Raw genomic sequence first — 22,797 nt, 5'->3', positions numbered from 1 at the left:
GGCGCACCGCACGCGGGAGATGCGGCGCCCGCAGTGCCCGATTGCCCTGAGGACGGTGCCGGCCTGCCGGGACGGTGCGGGGCGCCGGCTTCGGTTCCTACACGGGAACGAAGCCTGATCGGCGCGGGATAAGGCACAATGCTGGTCTTCGCAATGGTTATATTGGGTCGGATCCGGTCTCTCGCGAAGATGTTTGCCGAACAACTCCCGCTCGGTACGTGAACGCGCCCCACCCCGTCGATCCACGGCGGACTTTCCCATGACCTGAGGGGCGGGTGTTCTTGGGCGCGCGGCTGGCCGTGCACGAAAGCGTGATCAGGTCACCCGGGGGCATGCGGCGAGGCCGACCAATACCAATTCTCGGCGATCACAAGCGATGATCGGGACCCATAACGTCCCGGAATTGCCATCGCCGTGCGGTCGCGCGCGCTGACCTCGACAGATCGGCCCGATCGATGTCTGGGACAGGCTCTCGGAAAGTCGGCGATGTCCGGTCGGATCGGGTTCGATTCGCGCCCTCGGGCTGCGATCGTCGCGACGGACTCGCGCTCGGCGGGCCGCCGGCGCCGCGACGGATAGGGTCGGGTCCCCGCCCCTGCACCGGGCCCTGCTCCGTCCCGCAGGCGGCGCGCATCATCCGGGTCCGACGCGCTTCGTCGCGCCGGACCGGTATTCTCGGCGACGGGACCGGTTCGCCCGGCCGTCGTGTCGTCTCAGGCGAGGCCGAGCATCAGGCCGATATTCTGGACGGCCGCGCCGGAGGCCCCCTTGCCGAGGTTGTCGAGGCGGGCGACGAGCACGGCCTGGCGGTGCGCATCGCTGCCGTAGACGCGCAGTTCCAGGCGGTCGGTGTCGTTGAGCGCCTCGGGCTCGATCCGGTCCGAGCCGTCGGTCGGGATCACCCGCACGAGGTCCTGCCCCTCGTAATAGGCGGTGAGCGCGGATTCGAGATCCGCGACGCGGGGCGTGCCCGGCAGGGTGTCGAGGTGCAGCGGCACGCTCACCAGCATGCCCTGCCGGAAATTGCCCACCGCCGGAATGAAGATCGGCCGGCGGGTCAGGCCCGCATAGGTCTGGGTCTCGGGCAGGTGCTTGTGCGCGAGGCCGAGCCCGTAGACCAGGAAGGGCTCCGCCTGTCCGGCCTCGTAGGCCTCGATCATGCTCTTGCCGCCGCCGCTGTAGCCGCTCACCGCGTTGATGCTGATCGGGTGGTCGGCAGGCAGAAGCCCCGCCTCCACCAGGGGGCGGATCAGCGCGATCGCACCGGTGGGGTAGCAGCCCGGATTGGCCACGCGCCGCGCCCGCGCGATGGCCGCGGCCTGGGACGGCGCGAGTTCGGCGAAGCCGTAGACCCAGGCGGGATCGACCCGGTGCGCGGTGCTGGCGTCGAGGATGCGCGGGCCGCCCCCCGGCAGCGTGTCGGCGAGCGCCACGGTCTCCTTGGCCGCCGCGTCGGGCAGGCACAGGACGACGAGGTCGACCGCCTCCAGCAGCGTGCGCTTCACGGCCGTGTCCTTGCGGCTCTCGTGCGGGATGCTGCGCAGGGCGACGCGGCCCTCGCGCTCCAGGCGCTCGCGGATCCCGAGACCGGTGGTTCCCGCCTCGCCGTCGATGAAGACCGTGGGCTTGCGCCCCGCACCGTGCTCGCTCATGGACACTCGACTTCCCGTTCTTCGGATTCCCGAGCATCCGCATCGGTTGAATCCGTACCGGCCACGTGGCCGCACCGCTTCCTCAAGTCAATGGTGTCGCGCAACGCCAATAAGGCTTGATGACGGTGACGCGGACCTGTGTACGGGCCCGGCCCGACGGGAACGGCGCCCCGGGCCGTCCGTTATCGCCGCAAATGCGGTGCAGGCCCGGAGGCGACGATGTCAGCCAGTGCGGAGAAGACGGACCCCAAGCTCTGGGACAAGGTGAAGAAGCGGGTCACCGAATCCGACAAGGGCGGCAAGGCCGGCCAGTGGTCGGCCCGGAAGGCGCAGGCCGCGACCAAGGCCTACAAGGAGGCCGGCGGCGGCTACAAGGGCAAGAAGTCGGAGGACAACCACCTGAAGCAGTGGACCGACGAGGAGTGGGACACGAAGTCGGGGGAGAAGAGCGGCGAGACCGGCGAGCGCTACCTGCCCAAGAAGGCCCGCGAGGCGGTTTCGAAATCCGAGTACGACCGTTCGACCCGGAAGAAGCGCGCCGATTCGGCGAAGGGCAAGCAATTCTCGAAGCAGCCGGCGGACGTGGCGAAGAAGACGGCCGCCGCCCGCAAATCCGGCTCCGGCACCACCAAGGCGGACCTGATGAAGGCCGCGCGGGACAAGAACATCCCCGGCCGGTCCAAGATGTCGAAGGGCGAGCTGGAACACGCCCTGCACGCCTGAGGGCGGCTAGCCCCCTGATCGGGTTCCGTCCCGAGTTCCCGGGGCGGCGCGGGCACCGCTGCATACCCGGCCCCTCCGGGAACCCGCGCGTCCCCTCTCCTGACAGGAGAGGGACAGGGTGAGGTGCGTGAGTTTTCCGGAGAGGGACCACACCCCAACCCTCTCCCGAAGGAGAGGGAGCGCGGTGGTGCTTTGCGAGCGAGCCCGTCAATCGGAAGCCGGTTCAGGCGAGCAGTTCGCCCCAGGACGGCTTCCAGAGGTTGCTCGGATCGACCACGACGATCTCCAGGCCACCCTCGTTGGCGACATGCACGGCGATGCCGAAGGCCTCTGCGATGGGCAGGGCGCCGGTGCTGCTGAACAGGCGGCCGTCGGCGAGCTTCACCTCGCCCGTCGTCGCGCCGTCCGCCTGCGCGAGGCAGAGGGTCACGGCAGAGGCGTCGGGCTCGCGAACGCGCCGGAAGGGTTTGGCCATCGTGGATGTCGCTTTCTCGCCGGAACGCAAAAAGAAAGGGCGGCCGAAGCCGCCCTGTCCGTAGACCTGCCGAATCGGCTCAGCGCTTCGAGAACTGGAAGCTGCGGCGAGCCTTCTTGCGGCCGTACTTCTTACGCTCGACGACGCGGGCGTCGCGGGTGAGGAAGCCCTCGCGCTTGAGGGGGCTGCGCAGCTCCGGCTCGTAGTAGGTCAGCGCCTTGGAGAGGCCGTGGCGCACGGCGCCGGCCTGACCCGAGAGACCGCCGCCATGCACCGAGACGGTGATGTCGTACTGGTCGACGCGGTTGGCGATGGTGAGCGGCTGGCGCAGGATCATGCGCAGCACGGGGCGGGCGAAGTAGACCTCGACCGCGCGGCCGTTGACGACGACCTGGCCGGTGCCGGGCTTGATCCAGACGCGGGCGACCGCGTCCTTGCGCTTGCCGGTGGCGTAGGCGCGGCCCTGGGCGTCGAGCTTCTGAACGTGGACGGGCGCGGCGTTCTCGGGATCCTCGACGTTCGCGCGGTTCAGGTCGGAGAGGGACTGAAGGGTCGCCATGATCAAGCGCTCACGTTCTTGCGGTTGAGGCTGCCGACGTCGAGCGCCTGCGGCTGCTGGGCGGTGTGGGGATGCTCGTTGCCCTTATAGACGCGGAGGTTGCCCATGATCTGGCGGAAGAGCGGCCCGCGCGGGAGCATGCGCTCGACGGCCTTCTCGACCACCCGCTCGGGGAACCGGCCGTCGAGGATGAACTTCGCGGTCCGCTCCTTGATGCCGCCCGGGTAGCCGGTGTGGTGGTAGTACACCTTCTGCTCGCGCTTGCGGCCGGTGAACTTCACCTTCTCGGCGTTGATGACGATGACGTTGTCGCCGCAATCGACGTGGGGCGTGTACGCGGGCTTGTGCTTGCCGCGCAGGCGCATGGCGACGATGGAGGCGAGCCGGCCGACGACCAGGCCCTCCGCATCGACGATGATCCACTTCTTGTCGACGTCGGCGGGCTTCAGAGAAAAGGTCTTCATCCCGTGGCGTTCCGTATGGTGTCTGAATTCAAAACGATGCGCCGCCGCGTGCGGGACGCGGCGGCGTTGGGGTTGCCTTAGGGGGATGGCGGGTCCGCGTCAAGCGCTCTCGACGTTGCGCGGGCCGAAAATCCGAAAAACCCAATCAGCGCAGAGGGTTCGGCGTTGTGGTATCGAGATACCGCGTCGCCCTGCCCGGCCGGTCCGGGCTTCAGGCCATCGCGGCCTTCAGGTGGGCGTCGACCTTGTCGAGGAAGCCCGTGGTGGAGAGCCACTTCTGGTCGGGGCCGACGAGGAGGGCGAGGTCCTTGGTCATGAAGCCCGCCTCGACGGTGTCGACGCAGACGGTCTCCAGGGTGTTGGCGAACTTGGCCAAGGCCGCGTTGTCGTCGAGCTTGGCCCGGTGGGCGAGGCCCCGGCTCCAGGCGAAGATCGACGCGATGGAGTTGGTGGAGGTCTCCTTGCCCTTCTGGTGCTCGCGGTAGTGGCGGGTCACGGTGCCGTGGGCGGCCTCGGCCTCGACGGTCCGGCCGTCGGGGGTGAGCAGGACCGAGGTCATCAGGCCGAGCGAGCCGAAGCCCTGGGCCACCGTGTCGGACTGCACGTCGCCGTCGTAGTTCTTGCAGGCCCAGACGTAGCCGCCCGACCACTTGAGGGCCGAGGCCACCATGTCGTCGATGAGGCGGTGCTCGTAGGTGATGCCGGCGGCGTCGAACTTGGCCTTGAACTCGTTCTGGAAGACCTCCTCGAACAGGTCCTTGAAGCGGCCGTCATAGGCCTTCAGGATGGTGTTCTTGGTGGAGAGATAGACCGGGTACTTGCGGTTCAGGCCGTAGTTCATCGAGGCGCGGGCGAAGTCGCGGATCGAATCGTCGAGGTTGTACATCGCCTGGGCGACGCCGGGGCTCGGGAAGTTGAAGACTTCCTTCTCGATGACCGTGCCGTCCTCGCCCTCGAACTTGATGGTCAGGCGGCCCTTGCCGGGCACCTTGAAGTCGGTGGCCTTGTACTGGTCGCCGTAGGCGTGGCGGCCGACCACGATGGGCTGGGTCCAGCCCGGCACGAGGCGGGGCACGTTCTGGCAGATGATCGGCTCGCGGAAGATGACGCCGCCGAGGATGTTGCGGATGGTGCCGTTGGGCGACTTCCACATCTCCTTGAGGCCGAACTCCTTCACGCGCTGCTCGTCGGGGGTGATGGTGGCGCACTTCACGCCGACCCCGTGGCGCTTGATCGCCTCGGCCGCCTCGACGGTGACCCGGTCGTTGGTGGCGTCGCGGTGCTCGACGCCGAGGTCGTAGTAATCCAGGTTCAGGTCGAGGTAGGGGTGGATCAGCTTGTTCTTGATCTCGCTCCAGATGATCCGGGTCATCTCGTCGCCGTCGAGTTCGACGACCGGGTTCGCAACCTTGATCTTGTCCATCTGCAGCACGCCTTCCTGAGCCAGGATGTCCATCGGCTCCACGCCCGGCCGGAACGCAAGGCGGATGCCGATCTCGCGCCGTCCTTAGCCCGCGCGCCCCCGATGCGGAAACAGGTCCCCGGCCCGGCGGCCATGACAAATGGATGGGCCTGTCAGGGCGACGCCACGAGGCGCGCCTTGCGGGTCGCCTGGTCGAACATCGCGTTCAGGGCTTCCTGGATCTCGGAGGCCGAGCTCGCGGTGCGGAAGTAGCCCGTGGAGGCGCAGTCCTGCAGCGTTTTTGGGACATCCGGGATGATTCTGTTCGTCTCCACGCTCTCCCCGTATGTATTCCCATTGATCGGTGTCTCCAGAGGTACGTAGGGAATGTAGAGGACGGATACGGTGATACCCCTGTCCTTCAGAGGCTTGCACAGGGAAGGGTCGAGCTTGACCGGCCGGGACCCGTCTCCCCATTGTCGAGGGAGTCTGACATTGAAGTATTGATTGTTCGCAACTCCATCCGTGATCAGGAAGACGAACGGAAGCGCCCTGCTGGCCGAGGTCCCGTCTCCCACCGTGGTGATCAGACGGTTCATGGCGGGCAGGACATTGTCGTAGTGGGTTCCTCCGCTCCCGCGCGGTCGCGTCGCGTCACCGATATCCATGTAGTTCTCGAGGTCGATGCCCGCGAGTGAATCCAGATCCGATGTAAGAGCGGCCGCCGTTTCCATGTAGCTGATGAACGGAAAGAGGCCGACGCGATATTGATTGGCCAGGGTTCGATTTGCCTTGGCTTTTTGAAGCAATCCCTGGACTGCATTGCTGACGGTCTTGATCCGCAGTTCTATGTTGTTGAGTTTTGCGATCGCAACACCTTGCCAAGGTGGATTATTATTTGGAAAATGGCAGGCAAAAGCGCAGTTTTTACGATTCCCGTCGGCCATGTCCGGATTGAGTCTGGCGAAGGAAATCTGCTGGGCTGCGGAGGTCGGAAATCCCATCGACCCCGAGGTGTCGAGCAGGAGATAAAAATCCGTGTAGATTCCGAGCGTCAGGCTCGAACTCGACTTGCCCGCCACGTTGATGGTGGTGGTCTCGCTGAAGACGCGGCCGAAGGCCGAGGGGAAGGTCCCGGCGTAGTTGGCCGTGGCCGTGATGACGCCGCCGGTGCGGTTCACCGTCAGGGTCGGGGTGAGGGGCACGCTCGACAGCATCGAGGCCGCGTTGACGCGAAAGGTCGCCAGGCCGCGCGTCTGTCCGAGCGCGAGGGCGGCGGCGGTCGGGTTCGCTTCGTTGTTGGGGTTCGTGGAGATGTAGTCCCGGGCCGTCGCGATCGCGGTGATCACGGCGGCGTCCGCCGCCCGGTCGAAATGCGCGCGGTAGGTCAGGCCCCGGAAGTAGTCGAGGCCGACCCCGACCATGCCGATCATCGGGATCAGCGCGAGGGCGAAGAGGATCAGGATGTTGCCGCCGCGCGCCGCGCGGAACGGCCGGAGCCGGCGCGTGAGCCGGGCGAACCCGTCGGCGGATCGGGCGGTCATGGCGGTTCGCCTCGTCACAGGGGGCAGGCGCCGGCGGAGGTGGTGCCGCCGGTGGTGTCGAAGGCGATGCTCGAGACGTAGCGCGGGGCGACGTAGAAGGACTTCGCGATGTCGATCGAGCCGACCACCGACTGGGCGATCAGCGGCTTGTAGCTGAAGACCACGTCCGCCACGACGAGGAAGCCCGGCCCGAAGGTCTCGCTCGGCAGCGTCGTCGGGCTGGGGCCCGCGGTATTGGCCACCGAGGTCAGGGGCGTCAGGCAGGGGCGCTTCAGGCCGGCGCTCCAGGCCACCGTGGCCACGTAGGTGCAGTTCGTGAGGCAGGTCGGGGGTTTGCGGAACTGGACCCCGGACAGGGTCCATTTCAGCAGCGACCAGACCGACGTGTTGCTGTCCCGGGCCGCTGTCATCGCTTCGGGAAAGATCACGAGCTGCGCGCGCGCGATCGCCTGCAGGTCGGTCTGGGTGATCGTCCCGGTATCGTTGCGCGCGACGAGGTCGGCGATCGTACTCGCGGCGAGTTCGACCTTGCGCATGTAGATGACGTAGCGAATGAGATCGAAGGCCACCACCGAGAGCAGGATCAGGAGGGGGAGGACGAACGCGAACTCGACCAGGGCGACGCCGCGCCGATCGGAGGCAAACCGCGAGAGGCTCGGGCGGCGCATGGTGGTTCTCAGCACCCCGTGGAGACGCTTGCGCTGAGGAAGGGCTCGTTCCGGAAGGCGAGCGCCGAGCGGGCGAAGACGACGGTGTTGCCGTTCCAGGTGGTCGTGCCGGCCAGGGTCGCCCAGAGCGGGCTGAACACCGGCACCGCGTAGAAGACCTGGATGTATCCGTAGGTCCCGGGCGCGCCCGGGCAGTAGGCGCTCGTGCTGTCGTCCATCGTCGTCGTCGCGAGGCTCTTCTCGTCGGCGCTCACGAACTTCGCGTAGCCGGTGCCCGACCCGCTCAGGGTCGTCGTCTGCAGGCTGGCGACGATGTTGCCGCAGGACAGGCCCGCGAGCAGGTTCGCGCACACCACGGTGTTGCGAAATCCCTCGGCGCTGGAGGCCGTACCCGGCAACGCACCGAGCATGACCGCACGGCCGGCATCGCCGGTCGCCTTCTCGATGGCCGCCGAGCAGAACACGTAGAGGCCGCCCTGGAGGATCTCGATCAGCAGGAGGATGAAGAGCGGGATCACGAGGGCGAACTCGACGGCCGTCGCGCCATCCCTCGATCTCCAGAAGTCTCCGCGACGCGAAAGGCGGCCCGTGATCGACCATCGCGCAGGATGACGCTGGGTCTTCGTCGGGGATCCCCAGTTCTGTCGCAGCGCCATGACGAACGGACCCGAACGTTCTCTCGATATCGCCCTGCCCCGATGGTGCCGGCGGACGTCATGTCTGATGCATTCGAAGCCTTAAAGTCCGATGACTTCGGTACCGGAACGGCGCGCCGGACGAAGATTTTCTCGAACCGCGGATGATCCGGCGGTGCGACTACGCCGTTTCCGGGGCCGCCATCGGAACACTGCATCCGAGCAGCGCATGGGAGGCTGGACATCGGGGGGCTGGACATCGAGGGCGCCGGGGTGATGTCCCTTGCGGCGTCCAACGCAATCCCACGACGATCCTGGAGAGATCCCATGAGCGAACGCATCATCCTGCGGGCCGGCGAGGCCCTGGTCGCGGGCGGCCCGCCCAACACCGCCTCCGAGCCCGAGGTCATCATCGGTGAACTCGACGGTCCGGTGGGCACGGCCCTCGCGACCCTGACCGGCGATCAGGTCGTGGGCCACAGCCGGGTCTTCGCGCTGCTGAACACCGACATCATGGTGCGGCCGGTGACGCTGTGCGTGTCGAAGGTCAGCGTCGAGACCTCGAAATACACCTCGATCCTGATGGGCACCGTGCAGTTCGCCATCGCCAACGGCGTCCTCGACGCGGTGCGCGCCGGCTACATCCCGAAGGAGAAGGCCAACGACCTCGGCATCATCTGCTCCGTCTGGCTGAGCCCCGGCGTGATCGAGGCCGAGACCGTTGACCACAAGGCCCTGTTCGACATCCAGCGCCGGGGCATGACGGAGGCGATCCGCAAGGCGATGGCCAACGAGCCGTCCATCGACTGGCTCCTGGAGAACCAGGACAAGATCACCCACAAGTACTACCAGATGGGCCTCGACGGTAAGATCTGAGCCCGGCGCCGGGGCGCCGCGCCCCGGCCACTGCCTCCCGTTCCGGGTGCGGCGCCCGCCGGCGCCGGAGCGGCGTCCCACGTCGCCGCCCCGGCGCTTTGCGGTGGCGTCCGGCCTGTGCCAGAGGGCGGGACATGCTCCCTGCCCTCCCGTCCTCGGATGCCGCCATGACCGAACCCGCGCCCCCGCCCGGCCCCGTCATCATCCTGGTGCAGCCGCAACTCGCCGAGAACATCGGCATGACCGCCCGCGCCATGGCGAATTTCGGCTTGTCCGAGCTTCGCCTGGTGGCGCCCAAGGGCGGCTGGCCGAAGAAGGGGGTGCGGGAGGCGGCCTCCGGGGCGACCCACGTCCTCGACGGCGCCAGCGTCCACGCCACCCTCGCCGAAGCGATCGCCGATCTCCACTACGTGCTCGCCACCACGGCGCGGGAGCGCGGCCAGATGAAGCGGGTGCTCGCCCCCGACGCGGCCATGCGGGACGTCGTGGGCCGGGTGGGCCAGCGCACCGGGATCCTGTTCGGGCGCGAACGCGCGGGCCTCGACAACGACGAGGTCTCCCTGGCCGACGCCATCGTCACCTTCCCGGTCGATGCCCGCTTCTCGTCGCTCAACCTCGCGCAGGGCGTGCTCCTCATGAGCTACGAGTGGCGCCGGGCGGCGGGCCTGACGCGCCTGCCCTTCACAGGCGAGATGCTCTCGCCCCCGGCCACCCGCGAGGCGATGGTCTCGCTCTTCGCGACGCTGGAGGACAGCCTCGCGGCGGCCGGCTTCTACCCGCCGGAGAAACGCGAGATCATCGCTCGCAACATGCGCGACATGCTCCACCGTATGGCGATGACCGAGCAGGACGTGCGCACGATGCGCGGCGCCCTGCGCGCCCTCGCCCCGCGCCGGACGCCCTAAGCTTGTCACGGGGAAGCCGTCGCCTCTTAACGGTCAAGCCATACTTGCCTGCCATCGTCCTGACTTATGTTAATCCAGGGTCTGACATCGTTTGGAGGCGAGTTCGCCTCACCTGAGCGGGAAGCCACGTTCCAGGCGGAGCGGCTTCCCGAGACGATCCGTCATACCCGGCTGGTCCTCATCCTCACCGCCGCGCTCAACCTGCTCTTCTTCCTCAACGATGCGCGCTTTGCCGGCACGGACCGCTTCGCACCGGTCCTGGCATCCCGGTTCAGCATCATCGTGCTCGCCGTTCTCGGCCTGGTTCTGTTGCACCGGACGCGAACCTTCACGGGTCTTCAGCGGATCGCGGTGGCCTGGCAGTGCACGACCGTGGCGGCGGCGGGCTACCTCTGTACGTCGCATTCCGAGATCGCGCTGTTCACGACCCTGATGGCGCCGGCCGCCTACATGCTCGTGCTGCCCACCCGCTTCGCCTGGACCGTGTGTTCGGGCGTGGTCGGCACCATCATTCTGCTCGGATGCTACCTGATGCCCCTGCCGCTGCCGCCGACGGCGCTCGGCCTGCTGCTCGTCTGCGGGCTGGTCAACGGCGCCACCATGCTGTTCGTGATCCGCTCGAACCGGATCCGGCGCCTCGAATGGGCCGCGACCGAGTCGGAACGCCGGGTCAACCGCGAACTGACCGAGAGCCGCGCCCTGTTCGAGACGATGTTCCGCGCCGTCCCGGTGCCCATTGTGGTCGCGCATGCCCGCGACGGCCAGATCATCAGCACCAACGATGCCGGCAACCGGTTCTTCGGCGTGCGCGACGGGGACACGCTGGCCCACTATCGCACGCGCGACTTCGTTGCGGGGTCCGAGCGGTTCCGGATGCAGCAGCTGCTCGACCGGAACGGCGCGGTCCGCGACCACGAGACCCGCATCACCATCCTGTCGGGTGAGCACCGGGATATCCTGCTCTCGATCGAAACGGTTCAGGTCGAGGGAATCGGCTGCCTCGTCTCCAGTCTCGTCGACATCACCAGCCGCAAGGCCATCGAGGAGCAGGTCCGCCTCGCGGCCCACCACGACGTCCTCACCGGGCTTCCGAACCGCGCGCTCTTCCAGGCGACCCTCGATACCTCCCTGCACCGGGCGGCGGCGGACGGAGCCGGGGTCGGGCTCATCCTCCTCGATCTCGATGCCTTCAAGGAGGTCAACGATACGCTGGGTCACGATTCCGGCGACGCGCTGCTCAAGGAGGTCGCCCGGCGCCTGAGCGGCGCCATCGACCCCGGTGACCTCGTGGCGCGCCTCGGCGGCGACGAGTTCGTCATCATCGTGGACCGGAACCAGACCGGAGCGGATTGCGAGCGCAGCCTCGGCGCCCTGGCGAACCGCATCCTGGACGCCCTGCACCCGCCGATGCCGATCGGCGGGCGGATCGTCTCGCCCCGGGCGAGCCTCGGCCTCGCGCTCTATCCGCAGCATGCCCGCAACGCGGCGGACCTCTTCACCGATGCCGACCTGGCGCTCTACGCCGCCAAGGCGTCCGGCCGGAACTGCGCGACCCTGTTCGACCCGACCCTGCGCGCGAACATCGAGGAGCGCGTGCGGGTGACCCGCGAAATGCGCGCGTCCCTGGACGAGGGCTGCGGCCTAGTGCCCTTCTACCAGCCCAAGGTCGATCTGGTCTCCGGGGCGGTGATCGGGTTCGAGGCCCTGGCGCGCTGGCAGCATCCGACCCGCGGGCTGCTCATGCCCAATGCCTTCTCGACGGTATTCGACGATCCGGAGATCGGCATCGCGGTGGGGTCGGCCCTGCGCCGTCAGGTCCTCGCCGATATCGCCGGCTGGCTCGGGCGCGACCTCGATCCCGGCCGGGTCTTCATCAACCTCTCGGCCGCGCAGTTCGCACAGGGCGACCTCGCGGGCGGCATCCTCGAGGATATCGAACGGAGCGGCGTTCCGCGCGACCATGTCGGCGTGGAGGTCACCGAGACGGTCCTCCTCGCCGGGCATGCGGAGCGGGTCAACGCCGTGCTGGACACGCTGCACGGCGCGGGAATCCGGATCGCGCTCGACGATTTCGGAACCGGCTACGCCTCGCTGACGCACCTGAAGCAGTTTCCGGTCGACGAGATCAAGATCGACCGGAGCTTCGTCCGGGACCTGGAGCGCGATGCCAACGATGCCGCCATCGTCACCGCCGTGCTGCAACTCGGCCGCAGCCTGAACCTCGCCGTCACCGCCGAGGGCGTCGAGACCCTGGAGCAGGCCACCTTCCTCCGGGCCGAGGGCTGCACGAACGTCCAGGGCTACCTCTACGGCAAGCCGATGCCGGCGAGCCGCGTCCCCTGGTTCCTGCGCAACCGGCCCGACCTCCTCGGCGGCGAGGAGCCGTCGCAGCAGCTCCAGTTCGCCTGACGGGACTCGAGGCCGCTGGACTCGGCGGATCCCGACCCCGGGCCGGGATCCGGGAGAGCGGGTCTCAGCCGAGCTGGCCGAGGGCCTGCGCGACGTCGGCGATCAGGTCCTCGGCATTCTCCAGCCCGATCGAGAGGCGCACCGTCTCGGGCCCGACCATGGCGGCGGCCTTGTCGGCGGGGCTGAGCTGGCGATGGGTCGTGGTGGCCGGGTGGATGGCCAGCGACTTGATCTCGCCGATGTTCACGAGGTGCGAGATCAGCTTCAGGCTCATGATGAACTTGACCGCCGCCGGCTCGCCGCCCTTCAGCGCCACGGTGAAGATCGAGCCCGGACCCTGCGGCACGTAGCGGGCGGCGAGCGCCTCGCCTTCCTGGCCCGGCAGGGCCGGATAGCTCACCCACGCCACCGCCGGGTGCTCCTGGAGGAAGGCCGCCACCGTCCTGGCGTTCGAACAGTGCCGCTCCATCCGCAGCGGCAGGGTCTCGATGCCGGTGAGCGTGAGGAAGGCGTTCATCGGCGAGAGGCCGGGGCCGAGTTCGCGCATGCCGAACACCCGGCAGGCCGAGGCGAAGGCGAAGTCGGGGAAGCGCTCGGTGAGCACGAGCCCGTCGTAATCGTCCCAGGGCTCGCTCATCAGGTTGTAGCGGCCCGGCACCGCCGCCCAGTCGAACCGGCCCGCGTCGCAGATCACGCCGCCGATGGTCTGGCCCGAGCCGCCGAGGAACTTCGAGGTGGAGTGGATGACGATGTCGGCGCCGTGCTCGATGGGCCGGATCAGGGCCGGCGAGGCCAGGGTGTTGTCGACGACGAGGGGCAGCCCGTGCCGGTGCGCCACCTCGGCGATGCCGGCCAGATCCATCACCGTGGCGCAGGGATTGACGATGGATTCGCAGATGATCGCCCGGGTCTCGGGCGTGATCTGCGCCTCGAAATCCGCCGGTGTCAGCCCGCGCGTGAATTGCGGCTTGAGGTGGTAGCGCCCGTCGAGGCGGTTCATCAGGCCGAGCGAGCCGCCGAACAGGCGCGAGGAGGCGACGTAGGCGTCCCCGCTCTGCATCAGGGTCATCAGCACCATGAGCACGGCCGACTGGCCCGAGGCCACGGCCACGGCGGCCTTGGCGCCCTCCAGGGCGGCGACGCGGCGCTCCAGGGCGGCCACGGTCGGGTTCGAGCCGCGCGAGTACGAGAAGCCCGTGCGGCGCATGGCGAAGATGTCGGCCGCCTGCTCGGTATCCTCGAACACGAAGCCGTTGGTGAAGTAGATGGGCTGGGCCCGCGCGCCGGTGGCGGGGTCGGGTGCGGCGCCGGCATGGATGGCCTGGGTCGCGAAACGGTGCGTGGCGGTGTCGGTGGCCATGGGGCCTCCCGTGTCTGGACAGGGCGTGCGGGCGGTCAGGCGGCGCGGTTGGTGAAGGCGCGCAGGGTCCGGACCAGGGTCGAGGGCTCGTAGGGCTTCGGGATGAAGCGGGCGCCGTCCGGCATGTCGTGCGGGCCGGGGGTGCCCATGCCGGAGACGACGAGGACGGGGATCGTCGGCCAGCGATGGGCGACGAGACGCGCGAGGGCGAAGCCGTCCATCGAGCCGCGCGGCATGTCCACATCCGTCATCAGCACGCCGACGTCGTCGCGGGTCTCCAGGACCGTCAGGGCGTTGTCGGCGTGGGTCGCCTCCAGCACCTCGAACCCGGCATCCGCGAGGGTGTCGGCGGCTTCCATCAACAGGAGGCCGTCGTCTTCGACGAGGAGCACGACGGGAAGATCGGGCTGGTCTTGCGTCATCGGCGGCCGGACGATCTCGCGCTGGGGAAAAGGCGGGGCCTAGTCCCACCCGGGAGTGGCGTCAATAACGGGCGGTGTCGCGCGGGCGTCTGGCGAGGGCGGTCAGCCGGCGCGTCGGCGGAGACGGGGCGCAGACCACCGCCAGCGCGATCAGCGCGACGAAGACGAGGACCAGCAGCACGCCGTCGTCGATCTGTTCCAAACCATACAAGGCCGACATCGCGCCCTCCGGTCACCGCCGCATGAGCCTCGGCCCGGGTTGGTAAAGGAAGCGTTAACACGCGGGCCATTCAGGCCCCCAGCGCCGCGTCGAGATCCTCGATCAGATCCTGTGGATCCTCGAGCCCGACCGAGAGGCGCACCACCTCCGGCCCCGCCCCGGCGGCGATCCGCTGCGGGTCGGTGAGCTGGCGGTGGGTGGTGGAGGCGGGGTGGATGATCAGCGAGCGGGTGTCGCCGATATTGGCGAGATGCGAGAACAGGGTCAGGTTGGAGACGAGCTTCACGCCCGCCTCGTAGCCGCCCTCCAGGCCGATCGTGAACACCGCGCCTGCGCCGTTGGGCGAATAGCGCCGGGCGAGCGCGTGGTAGCGGTCGCTCTCCAGGCCCGGATAGCTCACCCAGGCCACGGCCGGGTGGGTCTGCAGGTGGGTGGCCACCGCTAGCGCGTTGTCGCAGTGGCGCTGCATGCGCAGCGGCAGGGTCTCGATGCCGGACAAGAGCAGGAAGGCGTTGAAGGGCGAGAGCGCCGGGCCGAGGTCGCGCAGGCCCAGCACCCGCACCGCGATGGCGAGGGCGAAGTTGCCGAAGGTCTCGGCCAGCACCATCCCGGCATATTCCGGGCGCGGGGCCGACATCATGGGGAAGCGCGCGTCCCCCGCCCACGGGAAGGTGCCGCCATCGACCACGAGGCCGCCGATGGAGTTGCCGTGCCCGCCGAGGAACTTGGTGGCCGAGTGCACGACGATGTCGGCGCCGTGCTCGAAGGGGCGGATCAGGTAGGGGCTCGCCATCGTGTTGTCGACGATGAGCGGGATGTTGTGGCGCTTGGCGATGGCCGAGAGCGCCGCGATGTCGGTGACGACCCCGCCGGGATTGGCGATCGATTCACAGAAGATCGCCTTGGTGTTGGGCGTGATCGCGGCCTCGAACGCGGCCGGATCGTCGGCATCCGCCCAGATCACGTTCCAGCCGAAGTTCTTGTAGGAATGGTTGAACTGGTTGATCGAGCCGCCGTAGAGGCGGGTCGAGGCGACGAACGCGTCGCCGGGCTGCATCAGGGCGTGCATCACCAGGAACTCGGCGGCGTGGCCCGAGGCCACCGCCACGGCGGCCGTGCCGCCTTCGAGCGCGGCGACGCGCTCCTCCAGCACCGCGTTGGTGGGGTTGGTGATGCGCGAGTAGATGTTGCCGAAGGCCTGGAGCCCGAACAGCGAGGCGGCGTGCTCCGCGTCGTCGAACACGAACGAGGCGGTCTGGTAGATCGGCGTGGCGCGCGCGCCGGTCGTCGCGTCGGGCGCCGCGCCGGCATGGATGGCCAGCGTGTTGAAGCCGGGCAGACGATCGGTCATGGCAACTCCTCCCGGGCCGCTGCAGGCCCGCAACCCGCGTCTTCTACGCCCGGACCGGGGACGGTGGAAGCGGGCGCCATTCGTTGTAACGAACGTGAGTTCTTTATGCCGGACGCACGGAGGGGTCAAGGCGGGGGCACGCGTCCTCCCGGGGCTTTTGGTTCTCGCGTGCGGAGGTCGGAGCGGCGGGCGCGCGCGCCCCTCGACCGGGGCCGGCACCCCCACCCCTGACCCCTCCCCGCAAGCGGGAAGGTGCAGGTCGACCGCGTACCAGCGCTATCCTGCCGGTGACGCTTGGGTTATGGCCCCGGCCATGAGCCAGCATGCGACCCGCCCGATCATGACTTCCGAAGCGATGACTTCCCAGACACCGACGCCCGAGACCGTGCCCGCCGCGCGCATCCTCATCGCGAGCTTCGTCGGCACGGCGATCGAGTTCTACGACTTCTACGTCTATGCCACCGCCGCCGCGCTGGTGATCGGGCCGATCTTCTTTCCGCCGGGCGATCCGGCGGTGCAGACGCTGGCGGCCTTCGCCACCTTCTCGATCGCCTTCATCGCGCGGCCGATGGGCGCGGCGTTCTTCGGGCATTTCGGCGACCGGGTCGGGCGGAAAGCCACGCTGGTGGCCTCGCTGATGATCATGGGCCTGTCGACGGTGCTGATCGGCTGCCTGCCCTCCTACGCCACCGCCGGCTGGTGGGCGCCCTTCCTCCTCTGCGTGCTGCGCTTCGGGCAGGGCGTGGGCTTCGGCGGCGAGTGGGGCGGCGCGGCCCTGCTGGCGGTGGAGAACGCCCCGCCCGGGCGACGCGCCCTCTACGGCATCTTCCCGCAGCTCGGGGCGCCGGTGGGCTTCATCACCGCCAATCTCGGCTTCCTCGGACTGGCCCTGGCGCTCAGCCCGGCCGACTTCCAGGCCTGGGGCTGGCGCATCCCGTTCCTGGCCTCGGCCGCGCTCGTCGGCGTCGGGCTCTATGTCCGGCTCAAGCTCACCGAGACCCCGGTGTTCAAGGCCGCCCTGGAGAAGGCCGCCCCGGAGCGCGTGCCGCTGGCCGTGATCTTCACCAGGTACATCCGCGCGACGCTGCTCGGCACCTTCGCGATGGTGGCCTGCTACGCGGTGTTCTACCTCTCCACCGTGTTCGCCCTCAGCTACGGTGTCTCGACGCTGGGCTTCACCCGGCCGACCTTCCTGCTGTTCGAGTGCGTCGCCGTGCTGTTCATGGGCCTCGGCATCCCCCTCTCGGGCTGGGCCGCCGACCGCTACGGACGCCGCCCCGTCCTCCTCTCCGGCCTCGTCTTCACCGCCAGCCTCGGCCTGCTGATGGGTCCGATGCTCGGCAGCGGCCAGGGCGGCCTCGTCCTCGGCTTCCTGTGCCTGGGCCTGTTCGCCATGGGCTGGCTGTTCGGCCCCATGGGGGCGCTCCTGCCCGAACTCTTCCCGACCCGCGTGCGCTACACCGGGGCGAGCGTGACCTACAACCTCGCGGGGATTTTGGGGGCGTCCGCCGCGCCGTACCTGGCGCAGCGGTTGAGTGAGTGGGGTGGTGTGGGTTGGGTGGGGCTGTATTTGGCGGTTGCGGCTGGGGTAAGTTTTATGGCTGTGGCGATGATGAGTGAGACGCGAAAGGTGGAAATATAGATGTAAGATTTTGCTTAATAATTTAATATCCGTCGAAGGAAATGCCAAGGTCGGTATATATGGGCCTCAATTCATCTGGCACAAATGGCCATTCAGTCTTAGCCTTGGATGGCAGCTCTGCCACCATAAGATATACAATGAGGATCGATGGTTGGCGATAGAGTAGCCCGTTAGCTGCGCGCGCTTGGATTTTTTTACAAATATAAGGCTTTGCAATTAAAAGAGCTTTTACTCGTTCAGAGGCGTTAGTACCGATATTGTCATCGTAAGCTTCTAGGATCAGGCCCTCGGCTCGCGTTACCTCGGGTGGGCGCCCAATAAAATTCCGATAGATTTCTCCTATATGCAACGAGAGACCTTTTGCAGGTTCCGTTGCGGCTTCGACAAGAGTTACGACTTTTTCGAAATAGTCTCCCGTTGCCTCTAAGAGTGCCATGCTCTTTGCTGCCTCACGCTTCATTCCAGCGGAAGCTATTACAGAAGGCTTGTAGAGCGTGTCGTGAGTAAGCTCACTGTACGCGTGCTGAAGAATTGTCTTAACTTGCACTTCGCAGGGCGTTTCTGCCATTACCAAGTGATTGCCAATACGCGTTTCGTAGCGACACCTAACAACAAAGTGGACAGCAGCATACTCAAAGTGTATTGGACGTTCCTCTTGTTCGCGTTGAAAATCGCGATCGCGTGAACATGTCCAATGGACGCATTCTTCAATAATTTGACAAATTAAGTCGATGTCCCGTCCAAGCAATACAACGAAACGAACTCCGATTTTATCGGTAATTTCGGCATATGGATTCGTATAATTTTTATTGCGCCTAAATGCCTTTTCTAAGATTGATGCTTCTGTTTTCGCCCGTGGTTTAGGTGGAATACGGATAAAGAGATCAGCGGGAAAAGGCGCAACTTTTCCGATACCTTCAATTATTTTGGAGGCAACATGCTGCCCCCAAGCCTCATACATACCGCGCTCGCTTTTCCAGCGAGCAAGAAACTGTTCTTCAGTCATTCTCGTTCTTGCATGTTACCTTGAATCACAATCGACGTAGCAGCACGACGCTCGGATTTCCCTTCTCCAACAGCGACTTCGATTTCTGTTGACTGTATTGTAACAATTTCTTCGAAAGCTTCAGCTGGTCCGACCAATTGGATATTTCGATTAAATGATAACCGACGGCGCCGAAGCTTGTTGTTAATCTCGGTAAGATTTTTCTCTACTAGCGTGGACGGAAAACCTTTGCTTCTCATATGTTTTTCGTAGCTGTCACGCATTTCTGTCGGAAAACTAGTATCTGCAAAACTCGCGATACTGATAGTTTTTGACTGATTAACCTTCAGATAAACGTAGAGACCGGAGACATAGTCGGCTTTTTGCTCTGGAGGAGCGTCAAGGCGATCGATAAATTTTCGTGTTCCCTCATAAAAAATTCGGTTTAGCCTCGAACTGGTGGACGGTAGTTCGCAGCCTAGGAAGCTCTCATAGATATACTGCGCGGCCCCATCTCGATTGCTATTGGTCATCAAGCTGTCGAAGACTGTAATCTCCCAACCTTCAGGCAAATTTCTTTCACTGCTTACTCCGTCGTGAACAAAAACGCCGAGCTTATAAAGCTTAGCTTGGGGTGTAAGAAATAGATCTTTGACAAACTGAGCGGTCAAGTTATCTGTGCGCTGGAAGCCACTGTGTGTCTCAGCTTTAATTACGCCAATGAGCCGGCGGTCAGAGGCACCGACGGAGCCATCGAATACTATGAGTAGCCCTCCTGGTAGATTGATCGCGATTTGTGCGTCCGTAAGCTTATCAGCAAATATTCGCGAAGTATTTATAAAATCTGTATCGTTAAGCCCAAGCATGCCGTGTACTTTTTCTATCAGACATCCTGGACTGTGCTTCTTGATCGTCATTTCCATGCTTTGGGAATGGCTACCGATCGCAGAAACAACACGATCCGCGAATATCGCCAAGCCGTCGCTTCCAAGCTTTAGAAGGTCCGCGCCGTAACTCGCCGCGACTGGCTTTCGATCGATATTGCGTTTGTGGACTTCGTGGATAATCAGCCGATCCACGACTAGGTTCTCCCAGATCATGTCTTCTCCCGTGAAACGGCTTCTATTAAACTCCAGCCGTTCGCTGTAATAATGCTAGGTTGTGACCTAGCTCCGTATCCTTGTCCATTCCACCGCTTAGCATGTTCACGATATGTTCTGATACAATTGATGAGTCAATGAATTTCGAAACGATGATCGCGCGTTTGGAGCGATGTCGCGTAGCGATCATCGTGTACCGAGCGAAAGTCAGCGTTATCGTGCACTTAGAAAGAATTTAAGTAATTTAAATAATTCTTTTGACGAAAGACAAATATACACCAGTGTACGGTAATTTTATATAGAATATAATCTATGAAATAGATTTAATATAAGGAATTTCAATTTTTAAGGAGGAGCTTTAGTTTGCGGTTTGCGAGACTACCGAAAAATCTCAATCTTCGGGCACCGGTCCATCACCACCACACACCCCTTGGCCTCCGCCCGCGCGGCGGCGGCGTCATCCCGCACCCCGATCTGCATCCAAATGAACCGCGGCGGCTGCGGAAGGGCCAGGGCCTCGTCCACCACCCCACCCGCCGCATCCGAACTGCGAAAGATCTCGACCATGTCGACGGGCTCGGGCAGGTCGGCGAGGCGGGCGATCACGGGCTGGCCCAGCAGCGTCTGCCCACTGAGCCCGGGATTGACCGGGATCACGCGGTAGCCGCGCCCGAGCAGGAAGGCCATGACGTGGTGGCTCGGCCGGGCGGGATTGGCCGAGGCGCCGACCAGGGCGATGCTCCGGGTCTCGCGGAGCACCCGGCGGATCAGGGCGGGGTCGTAGGCGTCGTGGTGCGGGGAGACGGCGGTTGGGCGCATCCCCCATCTTGTCGGGCAGGATCGGCCGTGCTGCAAGGTGAGGCATGTCCGAGCGCTTGCCCGACCCGTCGTCCGACCCGTTCCCCCAGGCCCTGTCGCTGGCCGAGACCGTGGACTTCCTCGACGCGGCGTTTCCGCAGATGGCGGCGGGGGGCAAGACCTATCACCTCGTCGCGGTCGGCCCCGGCTTCGCGCGGATGCGCATGGACCACCACGAACGCCATCTGCGCCCCGGCGGGACGGTCTCCGGTCCGTCGATGATGGCGCTGGCCGATTACGCGCTCTACGCGGCGATCCTCGCGAGCCTCGGGCCGGTGGCGCTCGCCGTCACCACGAGCCTGAATGTCAACTTCCTGCGCAAACCCGGGCCGCACGGGCTCCTCGGCACCGCCCGCCTGCTCAAGCTCGGGCGCCGGCTGGCGGTCGGAGAGGTCGGGATCACGGGGCCGGACGGCGCGGACCTGGTCTGCCACGCCACCGGCACCTACGCGATTCCGCCGGAGCGGCCGGCGCGCGGCTGACGGCGGCGCGTCAGGAGGCGTGCCGCGCGGGGGCCTTCGCGGCGGCGTTGCGCTTGCGGGTCGCGGCGGCCTTGCGGGCGGAGGCCGAGCGCTCCTCCGCCGTGCGGGTGGAGGGCGCGCGCCCGGAGCCGCCCGGCTTCTTGCCGCCGCCATCCGCCTTGTTGACGGTGGCCCAGGCCCGCGCCTCGGCCTCCGCTTCCGGCACGCCCCGGGATTCGTAGGACTCCGCGATGTGCTCGGCCTTGCGGACCTGCTTGTCGGTGTACTTCGCCTTGTCGCCCTGGGCCATGATGCACCTCGCTTGCCCGTGGCCGGGGGCCGGTCAGCCGGTCACGGCCGGTCCGTCGAGGACCGCCCGGACGCGCCGGATCAGGTCCGTGCGGCGGTAGGGCTTGTTCAGGAGGTCGAACGCGGAGCCCCCCGCATCGGTTCGCTCCAGGCTCGCCTCCGCGTAGCCGGTGGTGAGCAGCACCCGCAGGCCGGGGCGCCGCGCCTGGGCCTCCCGGGCCAGCATGATCCCGTTCATGCCGCCGGGCATGATGAGGTCGGTGAACATCAGGTCCACCGTGCCACCGCCGTCCAGCACGTCGAGGGCCTCGCGGCCGTTCTGGGCCACCAGGGTGGTGTAGCCGAAATCCCGCAGGATGGTCCGGGCGAGCTCGGCGACATCCTCGCGGTCCTCCACGATGAGGATCGTTTCCGTGCCCGGCCGCTCCTCGACCTCGGGCGGTTCGACGGGGATCTCCACCTCCGCGAGGTCGGTGGCCGGGAAGGCGAGCTGCACCACGGTGCCCTCCCCCAGGATCGATTCGATCCGCGCCGCGCCGCCCGATTGCTGGGCGAAGCCGTAGACCATCGAGAGCCCGAGCCCGGTGCCCTTGCCCTCCTCCTTGGTGGTGAAGAACGGGTCCATCACCCGGTTCAGCACATGGGCGGGGATGCCGCTGCCCGTATCCGAGACGCTCACCGTGACGTAGCGGCCCGGCGCGAGGCCCCCGCCCTGCCCCGGCGCGATGCTGTGGTTGCGGGTCGCAATGGTGAGCCGGCCGCCCTCCGGCATGGCGTCGCGGGCGTTGATGAACACGTTGAGGAGGGCGACCTCGGCCTGCGTCGGGTCGATGCGGCAGGTCCGCAGGTCCGGGTCGAGGTCGAAGGCGACCGTGATGGCCTCGCCGAGCGTCCGGGCCGCCATCTCGCCCATGCCCTGCACCAGGGCGTTGAGGTTCACCGTCCGCCCCTCGAGGCGCTGCTTGCGGGCGAAGGCCAGCAATTGCTGGGTCAGCGTCGTGGCGCGCTCGGCGGCGGTGCGGATGTTGTCGGTGGCCCGGCGCAGGCGGTTCGGGTCGGCCTGCGGGTCGGCAAGCCCGCTGCCCAGGATGTCGACGTAGCCGACGATGACCTGGAGCAGGTTGTTGAAGTCGTGCGCGATGCCGCCCGTGAGCTGGCCGAGCGCCTCCATCTTCTGGGCCTGGCCGAGCGCCTCCTCCGCGTCGCGCCGACGCGAGACGTCGAGCTGCGAGGCGAAGAAGTACACCAGCGTGCCCGCCGCGTCGTAGATCGGCGAGACGAACAGGGCGTTCCAGAACGGGGTGCCGTCCTTGCGGTAGTTCACGATCTCGGTGGCGGCGTTCTCGCGCGCCGCGATGGCGCGGGCGAGCTCGCGCACGGCCTCCCGGTCGGTCTCGGGGCCCTGCAGGAACCGGCAGTTGCGGCCCACCACCTCGTCGCGGGCGTAGCCGGTCATCGCCAGGAAGGCGTCGTTGGTCACGATGATCGGGTTGTCGGGCAGGCGCGGGTCGCTGACCACCATCGGCATGCGCGAGGCCGCGACCGAGGCGAAGAAGAAGGCGGTCGCCGGATCCGGGGCCTCGCCCTCCGGCGGCGCGGGCGCCCCGGGCCCCGTCACGGACGCGTCGGGCATCATCATCGGCGTGCAATCATTCGGATGGGAACCCGGGGGCTGACAGTGGGGGCTGGCGGGGGCCGGCAAGGACGTGTCTTCGAGGAAGCGTCCTTGCAAACGCGCCGGCCTCCCATCGTTTCCCGCTGCACCACCTAACCGTGT

22 protein-coding genes and 1 pseudogene are annotated in these 22,797 nt (G+C 66.5%); 6 read left to right on the top strand and 17 right to left on the bottom strand.

Features of this window, described 5'->3' with window-relative positions; translation table 11 throughout:
* Window positions 1-713: 713 nt before the first annotated feature.
* Window positions 714-1,652: an N-acetyl-gamma-glutamyl-phosphate reductase gene (argC, locus tag OF380_RS18415; protein ID WP_264046492.1), complete on the bottom strand. Its 939-nt coding sequence runs from the start codon at window positions 1,650-1,652 to the stop codon at window positions 714-716.
* A gap of 219 nt (window positions 1,653-1,871) precedes the next feature.
* Here argC and OF380_RS18410 point away from each other — a divergent pair, with 219 nt between their 5' ends.
* The gene (locus tag OF380_RS18410; RefSeq protein WP_264046490.1) at window positions 1,872-2,375 is read left to right on the top strand and encodes a hypothetical protein; all 504 of its coding nucleotides are present in this window, start codon (window positions 1,872-1,874) and stop codon (window positions 2,373-2,375) included.
* Between the two features lie 223 nt (window positions 2,376-2,598).
* Here the strand turns inward: OF380_RS18410 and OF380_RS18405 are convergent, their stop codons facing one another.
* The 7 genes from OF380_RS18405 to OF380_RS18375 form a co-directional block, all read right to left on the bottom strand.
* Window positions 2,599-2,850 (bottom strand): hypothetical protein, encoded by a 252-nt coding sequence (locus tag OF380_RS18405; protein WP_264046488.1) that lies wholly within the window; start codon window positions 2,848-2,850, stop codon window positions 2,599-2,601.
* 79 nt (window positions 2,851-2,929) lie between these two features.
* Window positions 2,930-3,409 (bottom strand): 30S ribosomal protein S9, encoded by a 480-nt coding sequence (gene rpsI, locus OF380_RS18400; protein WP_264046486.1) that lies wholly within the window; start codon window positions 3,407-3,409, stop codon window positions 2,930-2,932.
* A gap of 2 nt (window positions 3,410-3,411) precedes the next feature.
* Complete coding sequence (rplM, locus tag OF380_RS18395) at window positions 3,412-3,873, bottom strand: 50S ribosomal protein L13 (RefSeq protein WP_019903256.1); 462 nt, start codon at window positions 3,871-3,873, stop codon at window positions 3,412-3,414.
* Between the two features lie 211 nt (window positions 3,874-4,084).
* On the bottom strand, window positions 4,085-5,296 hold the full coding sequence (locus OF380_RS18390; protein WP_264051391.1) for an NADP-dependent isocitrate dehydrogenase: 1,212 nt from the start codon (window positions 5,294-5,296) through the stop codon (window positions 4,085-4,087).
* Window positions 5,297-5,448: 152 nt separating this feature from the next.
* Window positions 5,449-6,819, bottom strand: a complete 1,371-nt coding sequence (locus OF380_RS18385; protein WP_264046483.1) for a TadE/TadG family type IV pilus assembly protein — start codon at window positions 6,817-6,819, stop codon at window positions 5,449-5,451.
* Window positions 6,820-6,833: 14 nt separating this feature from the next.
* Window positions 6,834-7,487: a TadE/TadG family type IV pilus assembly protein gene (locus OF380_RS18380; RefSeq protein ID WP_264046482.1), complete on the bottom strand. Its 654-nt coding sequence runs from the start codon at window positions 7,485-7,487 to the stop codon at window positions 6,834-6,836.
* A gap of 8 nt (window positions 7,488-7,495) precedes the next feature.
* Window positions 7,496-8,005, bottom strand: a complete 510-nt coding sequence (locus tag OF380_RS18375; protein ID WP_264046481.1) for a hypothetical protein — start codon at window positions 8,003-8,005, stop codon at window positions 7,496-7,498.
* Window positions 8,006-8,449: 444 nt separating this feature from the next.
* Here OF380_RS18375 and OF380_RS18370 point away from each other — a divergent pair, with 444 nt between their 5' ends.
* The 3 genes from OF380_RS18370 (at window position 8,450) to OF380_RS18360 (ending at window position 12,312) form a co-directional block, all read left to right on the top strand.
* Window positions 8,450-8,998 carry a formaldehyde-activating enzyme gene (locus tag OF380_RS18370; RefSeq protein WP_264046479.1) on the top strand — a complete coding sequence of 183 codons (549 nt, stop codon included), beginning with the start codon at window positions 8,450-8,452 and terminating at the stop codon, window positions 8,996-8,998.
* Between the two features lie 167 nt (window positions 8,999-9,165).
* Window positions 9,166-9,903, top strand: a complete 738-nt coding sequence (locus OF380_RS18365) for an RNA methyltransferase (RefSeq protein WP_264046477.1) — start codon at window positions 9,166-9,168, stop codon at window positions 9,901-9,903.
* Between the two features lie 66 nt (window positions 9,904-9,969).
* On the top strand, window positions 9,970-12,312 hold the full coding sequence (locus OF380_RS18360) for a putative bifunctional diguanylate cyclase/phosphodiesterase (RefSeq protein ID WP_264046475.1): 2,343 nt from the start codon (window positions 9,970-9,972) through the stop codon (window positions 12,310-12,312).
* Between the two features lie 64 nt (window positions 12,313-12,376).
* Here the strand turns inward: OF380_RS18360 and OF380_RS18355 are convergent, their stop codons facing one another.
* From OF380_RS18355 to OF380_RS18340, 4 genes are all read right to left on the bottom strand, one after another.
* Window positions 12,377-13,672, bottom strand: coding sequence for an O-acetylhomoserine aminocarboxypropyltransferase/cysteine synthase family protein (locus OF380_RS18355; RefSeq protein WP_264046473.1), 1,296 nt, complete (start codon window positions 13,670-13,672; stop codon window positions 12,377-12,379).
* A gap of 35 nt (window positions 13,673-13,707) precedes the next feature.
* Window positions 13,708-14,094: a response regulator gene (locus tag OF380_RS18350; RefSeq protein ID WP_264046471.1), complete on the bottom strand. Its 387-nt coding sequence runs from the start codon at window positions 14,092-14,094 to the stop codon at window positions 13,708-13,710.
* Between the two features lie 61 nt (window positions 14,095-14,155).
* Window positions 14,156-14,314, bottom strand: a complete 159-nt coding sequence (locus OF380_RS18345) for a hypothetical protein (RefSeq protein ID WP_264046469.1) — start codon at window positions 14,312-14,314, stop codon at window positions 14,156-14,158.
* Window positions 14,315-14,384: 70 nt separating this feature from the next.
* Window positions 14,385-15,665 carry an O-acetylhomoserine aminocarboxypropyltransferase gene (locus OF380_RS18340; RefSeq protein WP_264046467.1) on the bottom strand — a complete coding sequence of 427 codons (1,281 nt, stop codon included), beginning with the start codon at window positions 15,663-15,665 and terminating at the stop codon, window positions 14,385-14,387.
* 355 nt (window positions 15,666-16,020) lie between these two features.
* Between OF380_RS18340 and OF380_RS18335 the strand changes: the two genes are divergently transcribed.
* The gene (locus OF380_RS18335; protein WP_264046465.1) at window positions 16,021-17,307 is read left to right on the top strand and encodes an MFS transporter; all 1,287 of its coding nucleotides are present in this window, start codon (window positions 16,021-16,023) and stop codon (window positions 17,305-17,307) included.
* Between the two features lie 22 nt (window positions 17,308-17,329).
* Here the strand turns inward: OF380_RS18335 and OF380_RS18330 are convergent, their stop codons facing one another.
* From OF380_RS18330 to OF380_RS18320, 3 genes and pseudogenes are all read right to left on the bottom strand, one after another.
* The gene (locus OF380_RS18330; RefSeq protein ID WP_264046463.1) at window positions 17,330-18,313 is read right to left on the bottom strand and encodes a GTP pyrophosphokinase; all 984 of its coding nucleotides are present in this window, start codon (window positions 18,311-18,313) and stop codon (window positions 17,330-17,332) included.
* Complete coding sequence (locus tag OF380_RS18325; RefSeq protein WP_264046462.1) at window positions 18,310-19,392, bottom strand: nucleoid-associated protein; 1,083 nt, start codon at window positions 19,390-19,392, stop codon at window positions 18,310-18,312. The genes OF380_RS18330 and OF380_RS18325 overlap by 4 nt, the downstream gene beginning before the upstream one ends.
* Window positions 19,393-19,773: 381 nt before the next feature.
* A pseudogene (locus OF380_RS18320) lies at window positions 19,774-20,211 on the bottom strand (CoA-binding protein); the annotation flags it as partial.
* Between the two features lie 44 nt (window positions 20,212-20,255).
* Here OF380_RS18320 and OF380_RS18315 point away from each other — a divergent pair.
* Window positions 20,256-20,732 carry a PaaI family thioesterase gene (locus tag OF380_RS18315; protein ID WP_264046458.1) on the top strand — a complete coding sequence of 159 codons (477 nt, stop codon included), beginning with the start codon at window positions 20,256-20,258 and terminating at the stop codon, window positions 20,730-20,732.
* 10 nt (window positions 20,733-20,742) lie between these two features.
* Here the strand turns inward: OF380_RS18315 and OF380_RS18310 are convergent, their stop codons facing one another.
* On the bottom strand, window positions 20,743-21,021 hold the full coding sequence (locus tag OF380_RS18310) for a plasmid stabilization protein (protein WP_264046456.1): 279 nt from the start codon (window positions 21,019-21,021) through the stop codon (window positions 20,743-20,745).
* Window positions 21,022-21,054: 33 nt separating this feature from the next.
* Entirely contained in the window at window positions 21,055-22,653 is a 1,599-nt protein-coding gene (locus OF380_RS18305; protein ID WP_404810620.1) for a histidine kinase famiy protein, read from the bottom strand.
* Window positions 22,654-22,797: the final 144 nt, after the last annotated feature.

Origin of the sequence: Methylobacterium sp. FF17, from assembly GCF_025813715.1 — a bacterium.
Lineage (GTDB): Bacteria > Pseudomonadota > Alphaproteobacteria > Rhizobiales > Beijerinckiaceae > Methylobacterium > Methylobacterium flocculans.
This window is presented reverse-complemented; position numbering and strand designations above follow the sequence as displayed.

Excerpts from the sequence above, each read along its gene's own strand:
- argC (WP_264046492.1), bottom strand. The coding sequence starts at position 1,652 with ATGAGCGAGCACGGTGCGGGGCGCAAGCCCACGGTCTTCATCGACGGC.
- OF380_RS18410 (WP_264046490.1), top strand. The coding sequence starts at position 1,872 with ATGTCAGCCAGTGCGGAGAAGACGGACCCCAAGCTCTGGGACAAGGTG.
- OF380_RS18405 (WP_264046488.1), bottom strand. The coding sequence starts at position 2,850 with ATGGCCAAACCCTTCCGGCGCGTTCGCGAGCCCGACGCCTCTGCCGTG.
- rpsI (WP_264046486.1), bottom strand. The coding sequence starts at position 3,409 with ATGGCGACCCTTCAGTCCCTCTCCGACCTGAACCGCGCGAACGTCGAG.
- rplM (WP_019903256.1), bottom strand. The coding sequence starts at position 3,873 with ATGAAGACCTTTTCTCTGAAGCCCGCCGACGTCGACAAGAAGTGGATC.
- OF380_RS18390 (WP_264051391.1), bottom strand. The coding sequence starts at position 5,296 with ATGGACAAGATCAAGGTTGCGAACCCGGTCGTCGAACTCGACGGCGAC.
- OF380_RS18385 (WP_264046483.1), bottom strand. The coding sequence starts at position 6,819 with ATGACCGCCCGATCCGCCGACGGGTTCGCCCGGCTCACGCGCCGGCTC.
- OF380_RS18380 (WP_264046482.1), bottom strand. The coding sequence starts at position 7,487 with ATGCGCCGCCCGAGCCTCTCGCGGTTTGCCTCCGATCGGCGCGGCGTC.
- OF380_RS18370 (WP_264046479.1), top strand. The coding sequence starts at position 8,450 with ATGAGCGAACGCATCATCCTGCGGGCCGGCGAGGCCCTGGTCGCGGGC.
- OF380_RS18365 (WP_264046477.1), top strand. The coding sequence starts at position 9,166 with ATGACCGAACCCGCGCCCCCGCCCGGCCCCGTCATCATCCTGGTGCAG.
- OF380_RS18360 (WP_264046475.1), top strand. The coding sequence starts at position 9,970 with ATGTTAATCCAGGGTCTGACATCGTTTGGAGGCGAGTTCGCCTCACCT.
- OF380_RS18355 (WP_264046473.1), bottom strand. The coding sequence starts at position 13,672 with ATGGCCACCGACACCGCCACGCACCGTTTCGCGACCCAGGCCATCCAT.
- OF380_RS18350 (WP_264046471.1), bottom strand. The coding sequence starts at position 14,094 with ATGACGCAAGACCAGCCCGATCTTCCCGTCGTGCTCCTCGTCGAAGAC.
- OF380_RS18345 (WP_264046469.1), bottom strand. The coding sequence starts at position 14,314 with ATGTCGGCCTTGTATGGTTTGGAACAGATCGACGACGGCGTGCTGCTG.
- OF380_RS18340 (WP_264046467.1), bottom strand. The coding sequence starts at position 15,665 with ATGACCGATCGTCTGCCCGGCTTCAACACGCTGGCCATCCATGCCGGC.
- OF380_RS18335 (WP_264046465.1), top strand. The coding sequence starts at position 16,021 with ATGACTTCCCAGACACCGACGCCCGAGACCGTGCCCGCCGCGCGCATC.
- OF380_RS18330 (WP_264046463.1), bottom strand. The coding sequence starts at position 18,313 with ATGACTGAAGAACAGTTTCTTGCTCGCTGGAAAAGCGAGCGCGGTATG.
- OF380_RS18325 (WP_264046462.1), bottom strand. The coding sequence starts at position 19,392 with ATGATCTGGGAGAACCTAGTCGTGGATCGGCTGATTATCCACGAAGTC.
- OF380_RS18315 (WP_264046458.1), top strand. The coding sequence starts at position 20,256 with ATGTCCGAGCGCTTGCCCGACCCGTCGTCCGACCCGTTCCCCCAGGCC.
- OF380_RS18310 (WP_264046456.1), bottom strand. The coding sequence starts at position 21,021 with ATGGCCCAGGGCGACAAGGCGAAGTACACCGACAAGCAGGTCCGCAAG.
- OF380_RS18305 (WP_404810620.1), bottom strand. The coding sequence starts at position 22,653 with ATGCCCGACGCGTCCGTGACGGGGCCCGGGGCGCCCGCGCCGCCGGAG.